Source organism: Rahnella sikkimica (assembly GCF_002951615.1).
Taxonomy (GTDB): domain Bacteria; phylum Pseudomonadota; class Gammaproteobacteria; order Enterobacterales; family Enterobacteriaceae; genus Rahnella; species Rahnella sikkimica.
In genome coordinates, this window is the sequence record NZ_CP019062.1 from 3,083,502 (window position 1) to 3,099,987 (window position 16,486).

Here is a 16,486-nt window from a genome sequence, read left to right on the forward strand (position 1 = left end):
TTGTTTTTTATGCATCTCCTTTAAAAACAACACGCAAAAAACAGGCCAAAATTAACATTTGTTCACCTATTCTTCCGACGAAAAAATTCTTTGTTTCAGGTCAATAAAATGACAATTAACGCTCGCGCAGATCCTACATCTAGTGTGTATAGTACACACCCAACCCAATATGTAGCGATTTCCCGCAAAACACCCACAACCGGCCTCTAAGCCTTGCGGGGCGCGGGAATGAGCGTAAAAGGAGTGTCATTGTGAAGGCAGACAGACTGGAATCCGTACCCGCAAAATCCAACAACAAAATGCAACCCATCGTGATCAAGCGGGATGGTTGTCAGGTCCCTTTCGATGAAGTTCTGATCAAACAAGCGGTGCAACGCGCCGCCGCCGCCGCAGGGATCGACAGCATCGGTTACTGTGAGCAGGTCGCCCGCGTGGTCGCTGAGAATCTGCAAGACCAGACCCGCGTCGATATCCATGAAATCCAGGATGCCGTCGAAAACCAGCTGATGGCTGGCCCGCATAAAAAACTGGCGCGCGCCTATATCGAATACCGCCATGACCGCGACGTAAAACGCGAAATGCGTGGCCGCCTGAATCAGGAAATCCGTGGTCTGGTTGAGCAAAGCAATATGGCGCTGCTCAACGAAAACGCCAATAAAGACAGTAAAGTGATCCCGACGCAGCGCGATTTGCTGGCCGGTATCGTTGCCAAGCATTACGCCAAACAACACATTTTGCCGCGTGACGTGGTGCTGGCGCATGAGCGCGGTGAAATCCATTACCACGATCTGGATTACTCGCCGTTCTTCCCGATGTTCAACTGTATGCTGATCGACCTGAAAGGCATGTTGAATCACGGTTTCAAAATGGGGAATGCCGAAATTGACACGCCGAAGTCAATTTCAACCGCCACGGCGGTCACCGCGCAAATCATCGCGCAGGTCGCCAGCCACATTTACGGCGGCACCACCATTAACCGCATCGACGAAGTGCTGGCACCGTTCGTCACGTCCAGCTTTGAGAAACACCGCGCCATCGCGCAGGAATGGCAGGTCGCTGACGTCGAAGCCTTTGCCCACAGCCGTACCGAAAAAGAGTGTTATGACGCCTTCCAGTCGCTGGAATATGAAGTCAACACGCTGCACACCGCCAACGGCCAGACGCCGTTTGTCACCTTCGGGTTCGGCCTCGGGACGTCCTGGGAATCACGCCTGATCCAGCAATCTATTCTGCGCAACCGCATTGCAGGCTTGGGCAAAAACCGCAAAACCGCCGTGTTCCCGAAACTGGTGTTTGCTATCCGTGACGGCCTGAACCATAAAGCCGGTGACGCAAATTATGACATCAAGCAACTGGCGCTCGACTGCGCCAGCAAACGCATGTACCCGGACATTCTGAATTACGATCAGGTGGTCAAAGTCACCGGATCCTTCAAAACGCCGATGGGCTGCCGCAGCTTCCTGGGCATATACGAAGAAAACGGCGAGATGATCCACGAAGGCCGCAACAATATCGGCGTGATCAGCCTGAACCTGCCGCGCATCGCGCTGGAAGCAAAACAGGATGAAGCGACGTTCTGGAGCCTGCTCGACGAACGTTTACTGCTGGCGAAAAAAGCCCTGATGACGCGCATTGCCCGTCTGGAAGGGATCAAAGCCCGCGTCGCACCGATTTTGTATATGGAAGGGGCGTGCGGCGTGCGTCTGAAAGCCGACGACGATATTTCCGGTATCTTCAAAAATGGCCGCGCATCGATTTCGCTGGGTTATATCGGCGTGCATGAAACCATTAATGCGCTGTTCGGCAACCAGACTCACGTCTTCGACGCCAGCCAGCTGCGTGAAAAAGCCGAGGCGATTGTTGCCCGTCTGAAAGCCGCTACGGAAAGCTGGAAAGACGAAACCGGCTACGGATTCAGCCTGTACAGCACACCAAGCGAAAACCTGTGCGACCGTTTCTGCCGCCTCGATAAAGCCGAATTCGGCTTGGTCGCGGGCGTCACTGACAAAGGCTATTACACCAACAGCTTCCATCTGGATGTGGAGAAGAAGGTGAATCCGTATGAAAAACTCGACTTCGAAGCGCCGTATCCGCCACTGAGCAACGGCGGTTTCATCTGCTACGGCGAGTATCCGAACCTGCAACACAACCTGAAAGCGCTGGAAGACGTGTGGGATTACAGCTACACCCGCGTGCCTTATTACGGCACGAATACGCCGATTGATGAGTGCTACGACTGCGGCTACACCGGCGAATTCGAGTGCACCAGCAAAGGCTTCACCTGCCCGAAATGCGGCAATCACGAGCCTTCACGCGTGTCAGTGACCCGCCGAGTCTGCGGTTATCTCGGCAGCCCGGATGCACGTCCGTTTAACGCCGGTAAGCAGGAAGAAGTGAAGCGCCGCGTGAAGCATTTGGGTAACGGACAACTGGGTTGAGATTTTGAATTTTCATCAATATTACTCAATTGATGTGGTCAACGGGCCCGGAACGCGCTGCGTACTGTTCGTTTCCGGCTGCGTCCACGAATGCCGCGGATGCTATAACAAAAGCACCTGGCGCGTGGATTCCGGTAAGCCGTTCACGCCGGAAGACGAAGAGCGGATTATCGCTGATCTGCAAAACACGGTCATTCCCCGCCAGGGACTCACGCTCTCAGGCGGCGACCCGCTGCATCCGCAAAATCTGTCGGCCGTACGCCAGCTGTTGCTGCGCGTACAGGCAGAATGTCCCGGCAAAGACGTGTGGATGTGGACCGGCTACACGCTCGGGGAACTGACGGCAGAACAACAGGATGTGGTGACGCTGATCAACGTGCTGGTGGACGGCAAATTTGTGCAGGAACTGAAAGACCCGTCGCTGATCTGGCGCGGCAGCGGGAATCAGGTGATTCATTACTTACGGTAAAGCGCCTGAGATAAAAGCTTACAGAGGGGAAATCACTCCCCTCTTTTCTCTAAATTCCATTCAGCAAAAAATCAAACGCGTTTTTCACTTCATAGATTTCACCGTCGAGCTGTTTTATCCACTCACCGATTTCTTTCGGGGAAACACCTCCCAACATGTGCGTCATCGCAACATAATGCTGATGTTGGATTTTGAGCAACGGACAAAGCTTTTTAGGCGGAAAATCGATAAGCCGGGTCAACGGAATCAGCGGTACCATGACAGTATGGTGATAGCCCACGGCTGACGGATGATGAATATTCAGCAGAAAGGGATAGGCTGCTTTTCCTCCCCCCTTGTTGGTATAAATGGCGTACTGATCCATCAAAATGCACGCTGATAGTCAGAGAAAGCCCCATATTCCTCGGCATATTTCTTTATGGCGTCAATCCCTTTCCTGTTCTCCCGCGCCCATATTTCAGCCGGTGTTTCAGGCATTACCTGAACAGGTAACTCATTGAATTCCATTGTTCTTGCTTCTGACATACATAATCCTTATGTGATTAAAGGTTAAAAATTTCACGGCCTAAAAAGTGTATTCCTACACTCTCACGCCGTAAACCGCCGATGTGTATTCCTGCGAGACATCTTCCAACTCTTCACTTCTTTGCAACCAGACCTTCACCCAACTGTCACTTTGCTTCGCCAACATGATGCCAACGCCGAACTGAGGTTTGCATCATGTCGCCTTCTTATCTCCTTCAAAAATCCCCTGCCACTGCCGGATTCTCCCGTGCGAGGTATTCATTGTGATGAACTTATCTAGACATCCGACCAGTCACACCACGGTTTATCAGCAAATTGCTGCCGAACTGGAACACGAACTGCGTAATGGCTATCGCTGCGGAGATTATTTGCCGCCGGAGCAGCAGCTTGCCGAGCGCTTTAAGGTCAACCGTCACACGCTGCGTCGCGCGGTGGATGAGCTGGTGGATCGCGGCTGGCTGCAACGCCGTCAGGGGATTGGCACGCTGGTGCTGATGCGGCCTTACGATTACCCGCTGCATTCGCAGGCACGGTTCAGCCAGAACCTGCTGGATCAGGGCAGTCACCCGACCAGCGAGCGTCTGCTGGCGGTGCTGCGCCCGGCCACCGATCACGTCGCTGCGGCGTTATCGCGTCAGGAAGGCGACACCGTGATTCATCTGCGCACGCTGCGCCGCGTCAACGGCGTGCCGGTCTGCGTGATCGACCATTACCTGCCCGATCTCGACTGGTGGCCTGCGCTGCAAAACTTCCATAACGGCTCGCTGCACGATTTTATCCGAGAAGAAATTAAGCAAAAACTCAGCCGCCGCACGACCCGCATCAACGCACGTCGCGCGCTGGCGAAAGAAAGCAAATTACTTGAAATCGTGCCGCAGGCTCCGCTGCTGTGTGTGCGCACCCTGAACATTCGTGAAGGCAGCGATCAGGTGGCGGAATATTCCGTCAGCCTGACGCGCGCCGACATGATCGAACTGACCATGGAGCACTGAATGGATCACCTGCAAACCCGCCAGCGCTGGATGTCGGTGCTGGCTCACAGCCGCCCGGATGAACTGCTCGCGCACTGGCAACCGCTGAATCTGTCTCCGCAATTTGAACGCATCCGCGCCGCCGAAACCGGCCTGACGCAACTTCAGGGTCGCATGGGCGGCACCGGAAAACGTTTTGTGATGGGTGACATGACCGTCACCCGCGCCGTGGTGCAGATGGACGGCGGTGTCTACGGCTACAGCTATGTCAGCGGCCGCAATAAAGCCCACGCCGAACTGTGCGCGGTTATTGATGCTTTGCTGCAAATCCAGGGGATGGATGAGCTGCTGCATAAACGGGTGATCGCCCCGCTGGCAGCGCTGCAACAGGAACGCCGCCAGCAGCGCGCCCGTGAGGTGGCTGCCAGCCGTGTCGATTTCTTTACTCTGGTTCGCGGAGAATAATTCATGTCACTTGTTGCCAGTTTTCAAAATCCGGTTGCCGATGCGCAATACAGTTTCCGTCGTATTCTCAAAGCGTTAAGCGAACCTGGCGTCAGCGTGCAGTTGCCCGCGATGCCCGGTTTCGGCGCGCTGGGTTCTGCCAGCGCCTGCGTGTTGCTGACGCTTATCGATCAGGACACCCCGCTGTGGCTGAGCGCCTCGCTCAACGATGAAATCCTGCGGAAAAACCTGCGCTTCCACACCGGCGCGGTGCTGACCGATACCCCTTCCGCCGTCAGTTTTGCGCTGGCGGATCCGGCGCTCGACAGCGCGACGTTACTGGCTTTCCCGTGCGGTGATGAAATGTCGCCGGAACTGGCGACCAGCGTAATAGTGCAGCTTGAAGCTCTGACCGGCGGCACGCCGCTGCGTCTGCGCGGGCCGGGTATTGAGAGCAGCCGGACGATTTCGCCACAGCTGCCGGACGCAGTTCGCGATTACCTGCTCAACCGCCCTCACCGTTTCCCGCTCGGCCTGGACTTCATGTTCACCTGCGGCGAAGAACTGATTGCCGTACCGCGCACCACGCGCGTGGAGGTGTGCTGATGTACGTCGCCGTTAAAGGGGGTGAGAAGGCGATTGCCGCCGCCCATCAGCTGCTGGCGCACGAACGCCGTGGCGATACCCGTGTGAATGAACTCGGCTGCGAACAGATTGAGCAACAGCTGGGTCTGGCGGTCGACCGCGTGATGAGCGAAGGCGGGATTTACGACCGCGAGCTGGCCGCGCTGGCGATTAAGCAGTCCGGCGGCGATCTGGTGGAAGCCATTTTCCTGCTGCGCGCTTACCGCACGACGTTGCCGCGCCTGGCGACCAGCGAACCGCTGAACACCAAAGCGATGCGCCTCGAGCGCCGTATTTCCGCCATCTACAAGGATTTACCGGGCGGTCAGGTACTGGGGCCGACCTACGATTACACCCACCGTTTGCTGGATTTCGCCCTGCTGGCGGAAGGCGAAGCGCCGTTTACGCCCATTGCCGACGAACCTCAGCCGGAAAATTGCGGGCACGTTTTTGACCTGCTGACGCAACAACAGCTGGCGCTAGAAGAACAGGATGACGGCACCGAGCCGGAAGATATCACCCGCACGCCGCCGGTCTATCCGGCTTCGCGCGCGGCGCGGTTGCAGCAACTGGTCCGCGGTGACGAAGGTTTTCTGCTGTCGCTGAGTTATTCCACGCAGCGCGGATATGGCCGTACACACCCGTTTGCCGGTGAAATCCGTACCGGCTGGCTGACCGTAGAAATCGTGCCGGAAGAGCTGGGCTTTGCGATTGATATCGGCGAAATCCTGCTGACCGAATGCGAAATGGTGAACGGTTTTGTCGCGCCGGAAGACAAACCGCCGCATTTCACCCGCGGTTACGGGCTGGTGTTTGGCCGCGCCGAGCGCAAGGCCATGTCGATGTCGCTGGTCGACCGCGCGTTGCAGACCCGTGAATACGGCGAGCAAATCAGCAGCCCGGCGCAGGACGAAGAATTCGTTTTATCTCATGCAGACAACGTCGAAGCGGCAGGTTTCGTTTCGCACCTCAAGCTGCCGCACTACGTCGATTTCCAGGCCGAACTGGAATTGCTCAAGCGCCTGCGCGCCGCGAAAGAACAGGACTCCGCCCATGAACAATAATGCCGCCCAGACGCTCACCGGCTATAACCACGGCTATCTCGACGAGCAAACCAAACGCATGATCCGCCGCGGGATCCTCAAAGCCGTGGCGATCCCCGGCTATCAGGTTCCGTTCGCGGGCCGCGAAATGCCGATGCCTTACGGCTGGGGCACCGGTGGGATCCAGCTCACCGCCAGTGTGATCGGCGAAAAAGATGTGCTGAAAGTGATTGATCAGGGCGCTGACGACACCACCAACGCCGTGTCGATCCGTAAGTTTTTCCAGAGTGTCTCCGGGGTGAAAACCACCGAGAAAACCGTGGATGCTAGCCTGATCCAGACGCGTCACCGCATTCCGGAAACGCCGTTGCAGGAAGATCAGATCCTGATTTTTCAGGTGCCGATCCCGGAGCCGCTGCGCTTTATCGAACCGCGTGAAACCGAGACCCGCAAAATGCATGCGCTGGAAGAGTACGGCGTGATGCAGGTGAAACTGTATGAAGACATCGCACGCTTCGGCCATATCGCCACAACTTACGCGTATCCGGTGAAAGTGAACGACCGCTACGTGATGGATCCATCGCCGATCCCGAAATTTGATAACCCGAAAATGCACATGATGCCGGCTTTACAGCTGTTCGGTGCCGGACGCGAAAAACGTATTTACGCCCTGCCGCCGTTCACCAAAGTGGAAAGTCTGGATTTCGACGATCACCCGTTCACCGTGCAGCAGTGGGATGAACCCTGCGCCCTCTGCGGTTCACATCACAGCTATCTCGACGAAGTGGTGCTCGACGATGTGGGCAACCGGATGTTCGTGTGTTCAGACACCGATTTTTGCGCTCAGCAAGTTGAGCAACAGGCTTCCAACGAGGTTAACCGCTGATGACCACTCCATTAAATCTCGCCGCCGCGCCGCTGTTGTCGGTGAACAATCTGACCCATCTGTACGCGCCGGGAAAAGGCTTCAGCGATGTGTCTTTCAATCTGTATCCGGGCGAAGTGCTGGGCATTGTCGGCGAATCCGGTTCCGGTAAAACCACGCTGTTACAGTCGATTTCCGCCCGGCTCGCGCCGCAGCAGGGCAACGTCATTTACAACAACGGCCAGACGCCCGCGCAGTCTTTGTATGACATGCCGGAAAGCGACCGCCGCCGCCTGCTGCGCACCGACTGGGGCGTAGTGCATCAGCATCCGATGGACGGCCTGCGCCGCCAGGTTTCCGCCGGGGGCAATATCGGCGAGCGCCTGATGGCGGTCGGGGAGCGTCATTACGGCAATATCCGCCAGAAAGCCAGCCAGTGGCTGGAAGACGTCGAAATCCCGGTGTCGCGCATCGATGACCTGCCGACCACGTTTTCCGGCGGGATGCAGCAACGGCTGCAAATCGCCCGCAATCTGGTGACGCATCCGCGTCTGGTGTTTATGGATGAACCGACCGGCGGCCTCGATGTATCGGTGCAGGCGCGGTTGCTGGATTTGCTGCGCACGCTGGTGGTGGAAATGCAGCTGGCGGTGGTGATTGTGACCCATGATCTGGGCGTCGCGCGTCTGCTGGCGCACCGTTTACTGGTGATGAAACAGGGTCAGGTGGTGGAAAGTGGTTTAACCGACCGCGTGCTCGACGACCCGCATCATCCGTATACGCAGCTGCTCGTGTCCTCCGTGTTGTCTTAACCCTTATTCCAGAGAAAGAGTGACCAAAATGACGACGAAGCTCAGGGTCGAAAATCTCAGTAAAACCTTTGTGTTACACAACCAGCACGGCGTGCGCTTGCCGGTGTTCAGCAACGCCAGTCTCGAGGTGAAAGCGGGTGAATGCGTAGTGCTGCACGGCCATTCCGGCAGCGGAAAATCCACGTTACTGCGCTCGCTGTACGGTAATTATCTGCCGGACAGCGGCAAAATCTGGGTCGAACATCAGGGCCATGAAATCGATATGGTCAGCGCCGAAGCGCGCGAAATTCTGTCCGTGCGCCGTCATACCGTCGGCTGGGTCAGCCAGTTTCTGCGCGTGATCCCGCGTATCAGCGCGCTGAATCTGGTGATGCAGCCGCTGCTGGAACTGGGCGTGGATAAAGCACAAAGCGAAGCCCGCGCCAGCGCATTGCTGCGCCATCTGAATGTGCCGGAACGTCTGTGGCATCTCGCGCCCTCAACATTCTCGGGCGGCGAACAGCAGCGCGTGAATATCGCGCGCGGCTTCGTGGTCGATTATCCGGTGCTGCTGCTTGATGAACCGACCGCCTCGCTGGATGCCACTAACCGCGCCGCCGTCGTCACGCTGATTGAGCAGGCGAAAGCACGCGGAGCCGCCGTGGTCGGGATTTTCCATGACGAAGATGTCCGCGAACGCGTCGCCGATCGCCTGTATGTAATGAGCCCAGAAACTGCCCCGGAGATGTCCGCATGATCATCAATAACGTCAAACTGGTCCTCGATGATCAGGTCGCCGAAGGCTCGCTGGAGATGCACAACGGCGTGATCACGGCTTTTGCCGACACGTGCAGTCAGTTACCGCAGGCGCTGGACGCGCAGGGCGGCTGGCTGCTGCCGGGGTTAATCGAGCTGCACACTGATAACCTCGACAAGTTTTTCACGCCGCGCCCGAAAGTGGACTGGCCAGCGCATTCCGCCATGAGCAGCCACGACGCGCTGATGGTGGCAAGCGGGATCACCACGGTACTGGACGCCGTGGCCGTGGGCGATGTGCGTGACGGCGGGCATCGTCTGGAGAATCTGCAAAAGATGATCGACGCCATCGTCAACAGCCAGAACGCCGGGCTGAACCGCGCTGAACACCGTCTGCATCTGCGCTGCGAACTGCCGCACGACACCACGTTGCCGCTGTTTGAAAAGCTGATGGATACGTCAGTTCTCTCGCTGGTTTCCCTGATGGATCACTCGCCGGGCCAGCGCCAGTTCGCCACGCCGCAGAAATACCGCGAGTATTATCAGGGCAAATACCACATGAACGATGAGCAGATGGATGCGTATCAGGAAGAACAAATCGCCCTGTCGCGCCGCTGGGCACAGCCAAACCGCGAGGCGATTGCCGCCCATTGCCGCGAGCGAAATATTTCGCTGGCCAGCCACGATGACGCCACGGCGGCACACGTTGAGGAATCTCTGGCGCTCGGCAGCGTGATTGCAGAATTCCCGACCACCGAAGAAGCCGCGCGCGCCTCGCACGCCAGCGGGCTGGCGGTGCTGATGGGCGCGCCGAATATCGTGCGCGGCGGCTCGCATTCCGGCAACGTCGCGGCGCATAAACTGGCATCACTGGGCCTGCTGGATATTTTGTCTTCCGACTATTATCCCGCCAGCCTGATGGACGCCGTTTTCCGCATCGCCAATGATGAAACGAATGCCTTCAGTTTGCCGCAGGCCGTGAAGCTGGTGACGCGAAATCCGGCCAATGCGCTGGGCTTGCAGGATCGCGGTGAAATTGCCGAAGGCAAACGCGCCGATCTGGTTCTGGCTCGCGCGCATGGCGAACATCATTATGTGCAAAACGTCTGGCGTCAGGGCATTCAGGTGTTTTGAGGGCATGAGAGTCTTGCTCAGCAACCATGCTGAAAGCCTTTATGTTTCTGCTCCTCCCCCTGCGAAGGGGGAGGCCGGGAGGGGGTTTAGCAAACAACCCGGATGCCATTAAAACCCCACCCCAACCCTCCCCTTAGCAGGGGAGGGAGCTGATCGAGTTCTTACTCAGTAAGGAGACAAAATGAGTCGTTTACTTTATCTGATGGGCGCTTCAGGTTCGGGAAAGGACAGTCTTCTGGACGCACTGCGCCAGCATTTACCGGCGGACGTCGCCGTGGCGCATCGCTACATTACGCGTCCCGCCGACGCCGGTTCTGAGAATCATATTGCGCTGAGCGATGCCGAATTTATTCAGCGCCGCCAGCACGGATTATTTGCGCTGGAATGGCACGCGCATCAGTGCCGCTACGGCGTGGGAATCGAAATCGACACCTGGATGCAGCTCGGTTGCCACGTGGTCGTCAACGGGTCGCGGGCGCATCTGGAGAAAGCGCAACAGCGTTACGGCCAGCGGCTGGTACCGGTGTGTTTGCAGGTGTCAGACGATGTGCTGGCCGAGCGTTTATTGCGACGCGGACGTGAAGACGCCGGGCAAATCGCCTGCCGTCTGGAACGTGCCAGAGCATATGACAACGCGCTGCCCGCCAGCTGCCACCGGCTGAATAACGACGGTGCGTTGCAGGACACGTTACGGCATTTACTGGCCATTCTTTCGTTGCCGGTCAGCGCCCCTTTTTATTCCGTCACTTCAACATGAGCGAGATTATGACAGACATCATTTCCCCGTTTTCTCTGGCTGACGAACAGGATTATTCACGTCCGAAAATCGGCCAGCAGGTCGAACTGAACCGTTCGCAGCTCGGGCAATACGTGCATATTGCCGACAACGCCATCATCGAAGAAACACAGATCGGCGATTATTCCTATACGGCGGGCAACAATCAGATCTTCTACGCGACTATCGGCAAGTTTGTGTCGATCGCCACTTACGTGCGGATCAATCCGGGCAATCACCCGACATATCAGCGCGTTGCGCAGCATCATTTTACCTACCGCAGCTCGGCTTACGGACTGGGTGAAGACGATCAGGATTTCTTCGACTGGCGGCGTGAACATCACGTCACCGTCGGCAACGACGTATGGATCGGCCATAACGCGGTGATCATGCCGGGCGTCAGCATCGGGAACGGCGCGGTGATCGGGACGTCCGCCGTGGTGACCAAAGACGTTGAGCCGTATTCCATCGTGGCGGGCGTGGCCGCGAAAAAGATCGGCATGCGTTTTGAAGATTCAATGATCGAAAAGATCGAGAACAGCCAGTGGTGGAACTGGGATCACGAGACGCTGAAAGAGAGAATGCCGGATTTTCGAAATCTGGAGGTGTTTGCGGAGAAATATCTGTAAGGATCAGGGCGATCCTTACGGGGCAAAATTCACGTTTTTTGCTGATACCTTATCATAAGGATCCCGGCCAGCAGAGAACGCGGATTAAAGTTCTTCAATACTGGCGGCGATTTGATCGGATTCCAGCACAGTGATACCGCCCAATCCCGCGTTAAACGCCTGTTCCTGCAAGGCTTTGGCGACAACGTCCGAATCAATAGCTTTCCATTTTCCCGGCAGCAGTTTAAACAGCGGCGCACTGAGTTGTTCGAGCAGGCGCGGCGGGTGCCGTTTTCCGACCAGAAGCGACGGCCTGACCAGCGTCAGCAAAGTCCAGCCCTGATGAATCAGCGCCTGCTCCATTTCCCCTTTTGTCCGGTTATAGAGAAATCGTGAGTGCGCATCCGCGCCGTTGGCACTGACCGCCAGACAATGGCGCGCACCGAGTTCCTTCGCAGCTTTGGCGCAATCCACCACCAGATCGTAATCCACGGCGCGAAACGCTTCCGCGCTGCCCGCCTGTTTACGCGTGGTGCCGAGGCAGCAAAACAGCAGGTCGATCGGTTCATCCAGCGCGACTACCAGCGACGTGAGATTTTCTCCGAGCGGGTTGATCAGTTTATTGCCCGGCGGCAACGGGCGGCGGCTCGGCGCAACAATCCGGCTGACGCGCGGATCGCGCTGCAACAGACGTAAAAGCTCACGCCCAATCAGACCACTTCCGCCCAGCAGAAGAACTTTTGCCATATCACTTCCTTTTAAAAAACGGCTTTTACACAGTGTATTAGAGACAGATATTTTTTAGTGTTACCTGATTGTAAAATCTACGCTATCAGACAGTTCCTGTTACTCTGGCTTATCAGAAAGTGCGCGTTCCCACAGCAGCTTTTTTCCGAATCCCAGGGCGTTATCCGTCATCTTGATGCTGTTAAGTTTCAGCGCCCAGACCGGCGCTTTCATGGCGATTGCTACCGGAAAATGTTGGCAGTAAAGACGGCGCGCATGGCTCTCTTCTTCACCGGAAAGGATGGTCGCGTCACCGCGATACTGAATGCCTTTGATCAGCGCGATGGTCTTCGGGTGTGGTGCGACCGTGCCCACGACGGGCGGCGATTTTGCCATCAGCGTGCCGTGCAGCGTTTTCAGTTCGGTCATGAAGTACAAAGACAGGTTTTCGGCATCGGTGACGTAAAAGCAGTTAGCGCTCCACATCTCACCGTCCGCGGCGGCACAGAGCGCCAGCACATGATTTTTAGTCAGGAATTTGAGAATGTGTTTCAGGTCGTCGGGGTTATTCATCAGAAGTTCCTTGTCGTCTTTGCCGCATTGTACCGTGACACACCGATGTTTTACGTCATTCTGCCGTGCCGTTCAGGTAAACTTACACAAACTTTTCCCGATACGATGCGTCTATGTCCACTTCTCCCGGCTGGTTTTTGTACATGTTGAGAACGCCGACCGGCATGCTTTACACCGGCATCACGACCGACGTGACGCGGCGTCTCGACCAGCATCAGGCCGGCAAAGGGGCGAAAGCATTACGCGGAAAAGGCGAGCTGGCGCTGGTGTTTCACTGCGCGGCGGGCGATCGCTCGCTGGCCTCAAAACTGGAAATCCGGGTTAAAAAGCTAAGTAAAGTGCAGAAGGAATTGCTGGTGAAAGCCGCGCCGGAATGTCTGCTACGGTATTTCGGATTGCAGAAAAGCGGCAGTGAGGAAAAAGGGGAGCAGGAAGAAAACTAACGGGCCTGAAGTCAGACCCGTTAAATATCAGAACCTGTCAAACGGCGGGGAGAATTCCACCTGCCCGCTGGCGTCGCTGAGCGCCTCGTCGGACAGGGTGAAGAGCTGGAATGCTGCTTCGGTGTCCGGCCAGCGGCACTGTAAATCATGAGCTGCCGCCGGTTTAAAACCAAAACGCCCGTAATACGCCGGGTCGCCCAGTACCACGACGGCGGCGTAACCAAATTCATTCAGGGAATCGAGCCCTTCGTACACCAGCTTTTCGCCCAATCCCTGACGACGCAAAGGTTCGTCAACCGCCAGCGGTGCCAGCGCGACCCAGTTGCGATCTTCGCCCTGAATATCAACCGGGCTGAAGGCGACATAACCGACCACCCCGCCTTCGTCGTCGGTGGCGACAACGCCCAGCGTCAGCAGGCCGTCTTCGCGCAATTGCTGCACCAGATCGGCTTCAGCGCCGCCGGGGAACGCGCGACGCAGCAGGCGGTCAATGCCCGCGGCATCTACCGGAATTTCAGTGCGAATTAGCATGGCTCAGCTACCGGAGCTTTCGGCTCGCGGTCCTCTTGCAGTCCCGCTTCGACGAAATCGGCCAGGTGCAGCAGACCCTTTTTCAGCAGCAGCGGCATAGTATCCAGATCGATAGAATCCATCAGATTCTTCACGTACAGACCGAGTTCCGTGTCACCTTCAATGCGCAGTCGACGCTGGAAGAACAGCGTATCCGGATCTTCTTTCCGCGCAGCAATCAAAATCAGGTCATTGGCGCTGCCGCTAAAACTGACATCCGCCTCGCCCTTTTCGGCGACGATCAGTTTGCCCTGGTCCACTGACATCAGCCAGCTCAGGCTGAGATCGCTGACATCAATTTTCAGCCAGCGGCCTTCGAGGAAATCCAGTTCGCCATCGGCCAGCGCCTGACGAAGCTGCCCGCTCAGTACCTGTTGCAAGACCTGACGCTGTAGCGCAAAAGGCGTGAATTTCAAAGGCACACTTAACAGGGAGGGGCCCTGACGAACCAAACGTGCACGTAGTTTTTGCAACACTGGCACTACTCCTTTCGGTAACTTTTTCGGCAATTTTTTGGCAACTATTTGTACTATTTTGCCACATCGCCCGTAACGTTCAGCGGTCTACATCAATAAATACTGCAACAGAAAAACCTCCCGTACAACCTCCCCGACGGTTCAGGCTCCTTCAACACCCCAGAAACTGCCTCAAATCAAAATATTGCATCTATAGCTTCTCTAAAATAGTTCGCTAATCAAAGCCCTGACTGATGAATGAATAACGTCGGCAACTGGCTTTTCATCACCCACAACCCTTTCGCCACGGCGTGCGGTTGCAGTAAGGAACGAGAATGGAGCTACTTTGCCCGGCAGGGAATTTACCTGCGCTAAAAGCGGCCATCGATAACGGTGCAGATGCGGTTTATATCGGCCTGAAAGATGACACCAACGCCCGCCACTTTGCAGGCCTCAACTTTACGGAGAAGAAATTGCAGGAGGCGGAAAATTACGTTCACCGCCACCGCCGTAAGTTGCATATCGCCATCAATACCTTTGCGCACCCTGACGGCTATCAGCGCTGGGAACGCGCGGTGGATATGGCCGCGCAGCTCGGTGCCGATGCGCTGATCCTCGCGGATATCGCCATGCTGGATTACGCTGCAACGAAATATCCTCACGTCGAGCGCCACGTTTCCGTTCAGGCTTCCGCCACCAACGACGAAGCAATCCGTTTCTACAAAAACAATTTTGACGTCGCCCGTGTGGTACTGCCGCGCGTGCTTTCCATGCATCAGGTGCGCCAGCTATCGCGTACCACCGTCGTGCCGCTGGAAGTGTTCGCGTTCGGCAGCCTGTGCATTATGGCCGAAGGCCGCTGTTATCTTTCTTCCTATCTCACCGGCGAATCGCCGAATACCGTGGGTGCCTGTTCTCCGGCGCGCTTTGTGCGCTGGCAGCAAACCGCACAGGGCATGGAATCGCGCCTGAATGACGTGCTGATTGACCGCTATGACGAAGGCGAAAACGCCGGTTATCCGACGCTGTGCAAAGGCCGTTATCTGGTCGATGGCGCGAAATACCATGCGCTGGAAGAGCCGACCAGCCTGAATACGCTGGAGTTACTGCCGGAGCTGTTCGCCGCCAATATTGCCTCGGTGAAAATCGAAGGACGTCAGCGCAGCCCGGCGTATGTCAGCCAGGTCGCGCGCGTGTGGCGCATGGCCATCGACCGCTGCATGGCCGATCCGCAAAACTACAAAACCGATGAGGCCTGGATGAATACGCTGGGCGCAATGTCTGAGGGTACGCAAACAACGCTCGGTGCCTATCACCGTAAATGGCAGTAATTAAAGAGATCATCATGAAATATTCATTAGGAGCCATCCTTTATTACTGGCCGAAAGCACAGGTGGAAGACTTTTATCAGGCGGCGGCAAACAGCAGCGCCGATATCATTTATCTCGGCGAGAATGTGTGTACTAAACGGCGTGAAATGAAGGTCAATGACTGGATGGATGTCGCCCGTGAACTGGCTTCAGCGGGAAAACAGGTGGTGGTTTCCACACTGGCGTTGTTGCAGGCACCGTCCGAGCTTAATGAGCTGAAACGCTATGTGGAGAACGGTGAGTTCCTGCTGGAAGCCAACGATTTTGGCGCGGTCAATATGGCGGCTGACCGGAAGCTGCCGTTTGTGGTCGGTCACGCGCTGAACTGCTACAACGCCGTCACACTGAAATTGCTGCAAAAACAAGGCATGGTGCGCTGGTGTATGCCGGTTGAGCTGTCCCGCGACTGGCTGGTGAACCTGCTGAATCAGTGCCAGGAATTGGGTATCCGCGATAAGTTCGAAGTGGAAGTGCTGTCTTACGGACATCTGCCGCTGGCCTATTCCGCACGCTGTTTCACGGCACGTTCGGAAAACCGCGCGAAAGATGAATGCGAAACCTGCTGCATCAATTATCCGCAGGGCCGGAAAATGCTGTCGCAGGAAAATCAGCAGGTGTTTATCCTCAACGGCATCCAGACGCAAAGCGGCTATTGTTACAATCTGGGCAATGAACTGACGTCGATGCAGGGGCTGGTCGATATCGTGCGGCTGTCACCGGAAACGCACGAGACGCTTTCCACTCTCGAGGCGTTCCGTGCCAATGAGCGGGGTTTGCATCCGGTAATGCTGACAGACAAAGCCGACTGTAACGGCTACTGGCAGCGCATTGCCGGGCTGGAACTGCGTCGCTGAACGCCTGAGTGACGCCATGAAAAAGGGATATGACTTTGCAGTAATATCCCTT

At 56.4% G+C, this 16,486-nt stretch carries 21 protein-coding genes; 15 read left to right on the forward strand and 6 right to left on the reverse strand.

Going from position 1 to position 16,486, the window contains the following annotated elements:
* The first annotated feature begins 299 nt into the window (after positions 1 to 299).
* Entirely contained in the window at positions 300 to 2,438 is a 2,139-nt protein-coding gene (gene nrdD / locus BV494_RS14195) for an anaerobic ribonucleoside-triphosphate reductase (RefSeq protein ID WP_104924805.1), read from the forward strand.
* Positions 2,439 to 2,442: 4 nt separating this feature from the next.
* A complete protein-coding gene (gene nrdG / locus BV494_RS14200) occupies positions 2,443 to 2,907 on the forward strand; it encodes an anaerobic ribonucleoside-triphosphate reductase-activating protein (protein ID WP_104923466.1) in 465 nt (154 codons plus the stop codon).
* A 49-nt stretch (positions 2,908 to 2,956) separates the two neighbouring features.
* Here the strand turns inward: nrdG and BV494_RS14205 are convergent, their stop codons facing one another.
* Positions 2,957 to 3,271 (reverse strand): CcdB family protein, encoded by a 315-nt coding sequence (locus BV494_RS14205; protein ID WP_104923467.1) that lies wholly within the window; start codon positions 3,269 to 3,271, stop codon positions 2,957 to 2,959.
* Entirely contained in the window at positions 3,271 to 3,432 is a 162-nt protein-coding gene (locus BV494_RS14210) for a type II toxin-antitoxin system CcdA family antitoxin (RefSeq protein WP_104923468.1), read from the reverse strand. Before BV494_RS14210 ends, BV494_RS14205 begins: the two co-directional genes overlap by 1 nt.
* 266 nt (positions 3,433 to 3,698) lie before the next feature.
* On the opposite strand from BV494_RS14210, the gene phnF reads away from it, so the two are divergent.
* The 10 genes from phnF (at position 3,699) to BV494_RS14260 (ending at position 11,464) form a co-directional block, all read left to right on the forward strand.
* Entirely contained in the window at positions 3,699 to 4,424 is a 726-nt protein-coding gene (phnF, locus tag BV494_RS14215) for a phosphonate metabolism transcriptional regulator PhnF (protein WP_104923469.1), read from the forward strand.
* The gene (gene phnG, locus BV494_RS14220) at positions 4,425 to 4,868 is read left to right on the forward strand and encodes a phosphonate C-P lyase system protein PhnG (RefSeq protein WP_104923470.1); all 444 of its coding nucleotides are present in this window, start codon (positions 4,425 to 4,427) and stop codon (positions 4,866 to 4,868) included.
* A gap of 3 nt (positions 4,869 to 4,871) precedes the next feature.
* Entirely contained in the window at positions 4,872 to 5,453 is a 582-nt protein-coding gene (gene phnH / locus BV494_RS14225) for a phosphonate C-P lyase system protein PhnH (protein ID WP_104923471.1), read from the forward strand.
* Positions 5,453 to 6,535 carry a carbon-phosphorus lyase complex subunit gene (locus BV494_RS14230; RefSeq protein WP_104923472.1) on the forward strand — a complete coding sequence of 361 codons (1,083 nt, stop codon included), beginning with the start codon at positions 5,453 to 5,455 and terminating at the stop codon, positions 6,533 to 6,535. The genes phnH and BV494_RS14230 overlap by 1 nt, the downstream gene beginning before the upstream one ends.
* Entirely contained in the window at positions 6,525 to 7,400 is an 876-nt protein-coding gene (locus tag BV494_RS14235; protein WP_104923473.1) for an alpha-D-ribose 1-methylphosphonate 5-phosphate C-P-lyase PhnJ, read from the forward strand. Before BV494_RS14230 ends, BV494_RS14235 begins: the two co-directional genes overlap by 11 nt.
* Positions 7,400 to 8,191 carry a phosphonate C-P lyase system protein PhnK gene (gene phnK / locus BV494_RS14240; protein ID WP_101078348.1) on the forward strand — a complete coding sequence of 264 codons (792 nt, stop codon included), beginning with the start codon at positions 7,400 to 7,402 and terminating at the stop codon, positions 8,189 to 8,191. The genes BV494_RS14235 and phnK overlap by 1 nt, the downstream gene beginning before the upstream one ends.
* 28 nt (positions 8,192 to 8,219) lie before the next feature.
* The gene (gene phnL, locus BV494_RS14245; RefSeq protein WP_104923474.1) at positions 8,220 to 8,927 is read left to right on the forward strand and encodes a phosphonate C-P lyase system protein PhnL; all 708 of its coding nucleotides are present in this window, start codon (positions 8,220 to 8,222) and stop codon (positions 8,925 to 8,927) included.
* The gene (phnM, locus tag BV494_RS14250) at positions 8,924 to 10,060 is read left to right on the forward strand and encodes an alpha-D-ribose 1-methylphosphonate 5-triphosphate diphosphatase (protein WP_104923475.1); all 1,137 of its coding nucleotides are present in this window, start codon (positions 8,924 to 8,926) and stop codon (positions 10,058 to 10,060) included. The genes phnL and phnM overlap by 4 nt, the downstream gene beginning before the upstream one ends.
* A gap of 181 nt (positions 10,061 to 10,241) precedes the next feature.
* Complete coding sequence (gene phnN, locus BV494_RS14255) at positions 10,242 to 10,817, forward strand: ribose 1,5-bisphosphokinase (RefSeq protein WP_104923476.1); 576 nt, start codon at positions 10,242 to 10,244, stop codon at positions 10,815 to 10,817.
* 8 nt (positions 10,818 to 10,825) lie between these two features.
* Entirely contained in the window at positions 10,826 to 11,464 is a 639-nt protein-coding gene (locus tag BV494_RS14260; RefSeq protein ID WP_104924806.1) for a DapH/DapD/GlmU-related protein, read from the forward strand.
* 84 nt (positions 11,465 to 11,548) lie between these two features.
* Here the strand turns inward: BV494_RS14260 and BV494_RS14265 are convergent, their stop codons facing one another.
* On the reverse strand, positions 11,549 to 12,190 hold the full coding sequence (locus tag BV494_RS14265; protein ID WP_104923477.1) for a Rossmann-fold NAD(P)-binding domain-containing protein: 642 nt from the start codon (positions 12,188 to 12,190) through the stop codon (positions 11,549 to 11,551).
* Between the two features lie 99 nt (positions 12,191 to 12,289).
* Positions 12,290 to 12,742 carry a YhbP family protein gene (locus BV494_RS14270; RefSeq protein WP_104923478.1) on the reverse strand — a complete coding sequence of 151 codons (453 nt, stop codon included), beginning with the start codon at positions 12,740 to 12,742 and terminating at the stop codon, positions 12,290 to 12,292.
* A gap of 113 nt (positions 12,743 to 12,855) precedes the next feature.
* Here BV494_RS14270 and BV494_RS14275 point away from each other — a divergent pair, with 113 nt between their 5' ends.
* On the forward strand, positions 12,856 to 13,185 hold the full coding sequence (locus BV494_RS14275; protein ID WP_104923479.1) for a GIY-YIG nuclease family protein: 330 nt from the start codon (positions 12,856 to 12,858) through the stop codon (positions 13,183 to 13,185).
* Positions 13,186 to 13,212: 27 nt separating this feature from the next.
* Here BV494_RS14275 and BV494_RS14280 read toward each other — a convergent pair whose 3' ends face one another.
* Positions 13,213 to 13,716 (reverse strand): GNAT family N-acetyltransferase, encoded by a 504-nt coding sequence (locus tag BV494_RS14280; protein WP_104923480.1) that lies wholly within the window; start codon positions 13,714 to 13,716, stop codon positions 13,213 to 13,215.
* Entirely contained in the window at positions 13,710 to 14,231 is a 522-nt protein-coding gene (ubiT, locus tag BV494_RS14285) for a ubiquinone anaerobic biosynthesis accessory factor UbiT (protein ID WP_104923481.1), read from the reverse strand. The genes BV494_RS14280 and ubiT overlap by 7 nt, the downstream gene beginning before the upstream one ends.
* Positions 14,232 to 14,545: 314 nt before the next feature.
* Between ubiT and ubiU the strand changes: the two genes are divergently transcribed.
* Together ubiU and BV494_RS14295 are read left to right on the forward strand one after the other, a co-directional pair.
* On the forward strand, positions 14,546 to 15,541 hold the full coding sequence (ubiU, locus tag BV494_RS14290) for a ubiquinone anaerobic biosynthesis protein UbiU (RefSeq protein ID WP_104923482.1): 996 nt from the start codon (positions 14,546 to 14,548) through the stop codon (positions 15,539 to 15,541).
* Between the two features lie 14 nt (positions 15,542 to 15,555).
* Positions 15,556 to 16,434, forward strand: a complete 879-nt coding sequence (locus tag BV494_RS14295; RefSeq protein WP_104924807.1) for a U32 family peptidase — start codon at positions 15,556 to 15,558, stop codon at positions 16,432 to 16,434.
* Positions 16,435 to 16,486: the final 52 nt, after the last annotated feature.

Coding starts and splice junctions, on each gene's coding strand:
- nrdD (WP_104924805.1), top strand. CDS start 300: ATGCAACCCATCGTGATCAAGCGGGATGGTTGTCAGGTCCCTTTCGAT.
- BV494_RS14205 (WP_104923467.1), bottom strand. CDS start 3,271: ATGGATCAGTACGCCATTTATACCAACAAGGGGGGAGGAAAAGCAGCC.
- BV494_RS14210 (WP_104923468.1), bottom strand. CDS start 3,432: ATGTCAGAAGCAAGAACAATGGAATTCAATGAGTTACCTGTTCAGGTA.
- phnF (WP_104923469.1), top strand. CDS start 3,699: ATGAACTTATCTAGACATCCGACCAGTCACACCACGGTTTATCAGCAA.
- phnG (WP_104923470.1), top strand. CDS start 4,425: ATGGATCACCTGCAAACCCGCCAGCGCTGGATGTCGGTGCTGGCTCAC.
- phnH (WP_104923471.1), top strand. CDS start 4,872: ATGTCACTTGTTGCCAGTTTTCAAAATCCGGTTGCCGATGCGCAATAC.
- BV494_RS14230 (WP_104923472.1), top strand. CDS start 5,453: ATGTACGTCGCCGTTAAAGGGGGTGAGAAGGCGATTGCCGCCGCCCAT.
- BV494_RS14235 (WP_104923473.1), top strand. CDS start 6,525: ATGAACAATAATGCCGCCCAGACGCTCACCGGCTATAACCACGGCTAT.
- phnK (WP_101078348.1), top strand. CDS start 7,400: ATGACCACTCCATTAAATCTCGCCGCCGCGCCGCTGTTGTCGGTGAAC.
- phnL (WP_104923474.1), top strand. CDS start 8,220: ATGACGACGAAGCTCAGGGTCGAAAATCTCAGTAAAACCTTTGTGTTA.
- phnM (WP_104923475.1), top strand. CDS start 8,924: ATGATCATCAATAACGTCAAACTGGTCCTCGATGATCAGGTCGCCGAA.
- phnN (WP_104923476.1), top strand. CDS start 10,242: ATGAGTCGTTTACTTTATCTGATGGGCGCTTCAGGTTCGGGAAAGGAC.
- BV494_RS14260 (WP_104924806.1), top strand. CDS start 10,826: ATGACAGACATCATTTCCCCGTTTTCTCTGGCTGACGAACAGGATTAT.
- BV494_RS14265 (WP_104923477.1), bottom strand. CDS start 12,190: ATGGCAAAAGTTCTTCTGCTGGGCGGAAGTGGTCTGATTGGGCGTGAG.
- BV494_RS14270 (WP_104923478.1), bottom strand. CDS start 12,742: ATGAATAACCCCGACGACCTGAAACACATTCTCAAATTCCTGACTAAA.
- BV494_RS14275 (WP_104923479.1), top strand. CDS start 12,856: ATGTCCACTTCTCCCGGCTGGTTTTTGTACATGTTGAGAACGCCGACC.
- BV494_RS14280 (WP_104923480.1), bottom strand. CDS start 13,716: ATGCTAATTCGCACTGAAATTCCGGTAGATGCCGCGGGCATTGACCGC.
- ubiU (WP_104923482.1), top strand. CDS start 14,546: ATGGAGCTACTTTGCCCGGCAGGGAATTTACCTGCGCTAAAAGCGGCC.
- BV494_RS14295 (WP_104924807.1), top strand. CDS start 15,556: ATGAAATATTCATTAGGAGCCATCCTTTATTACTGGCCGAAAGCACAG.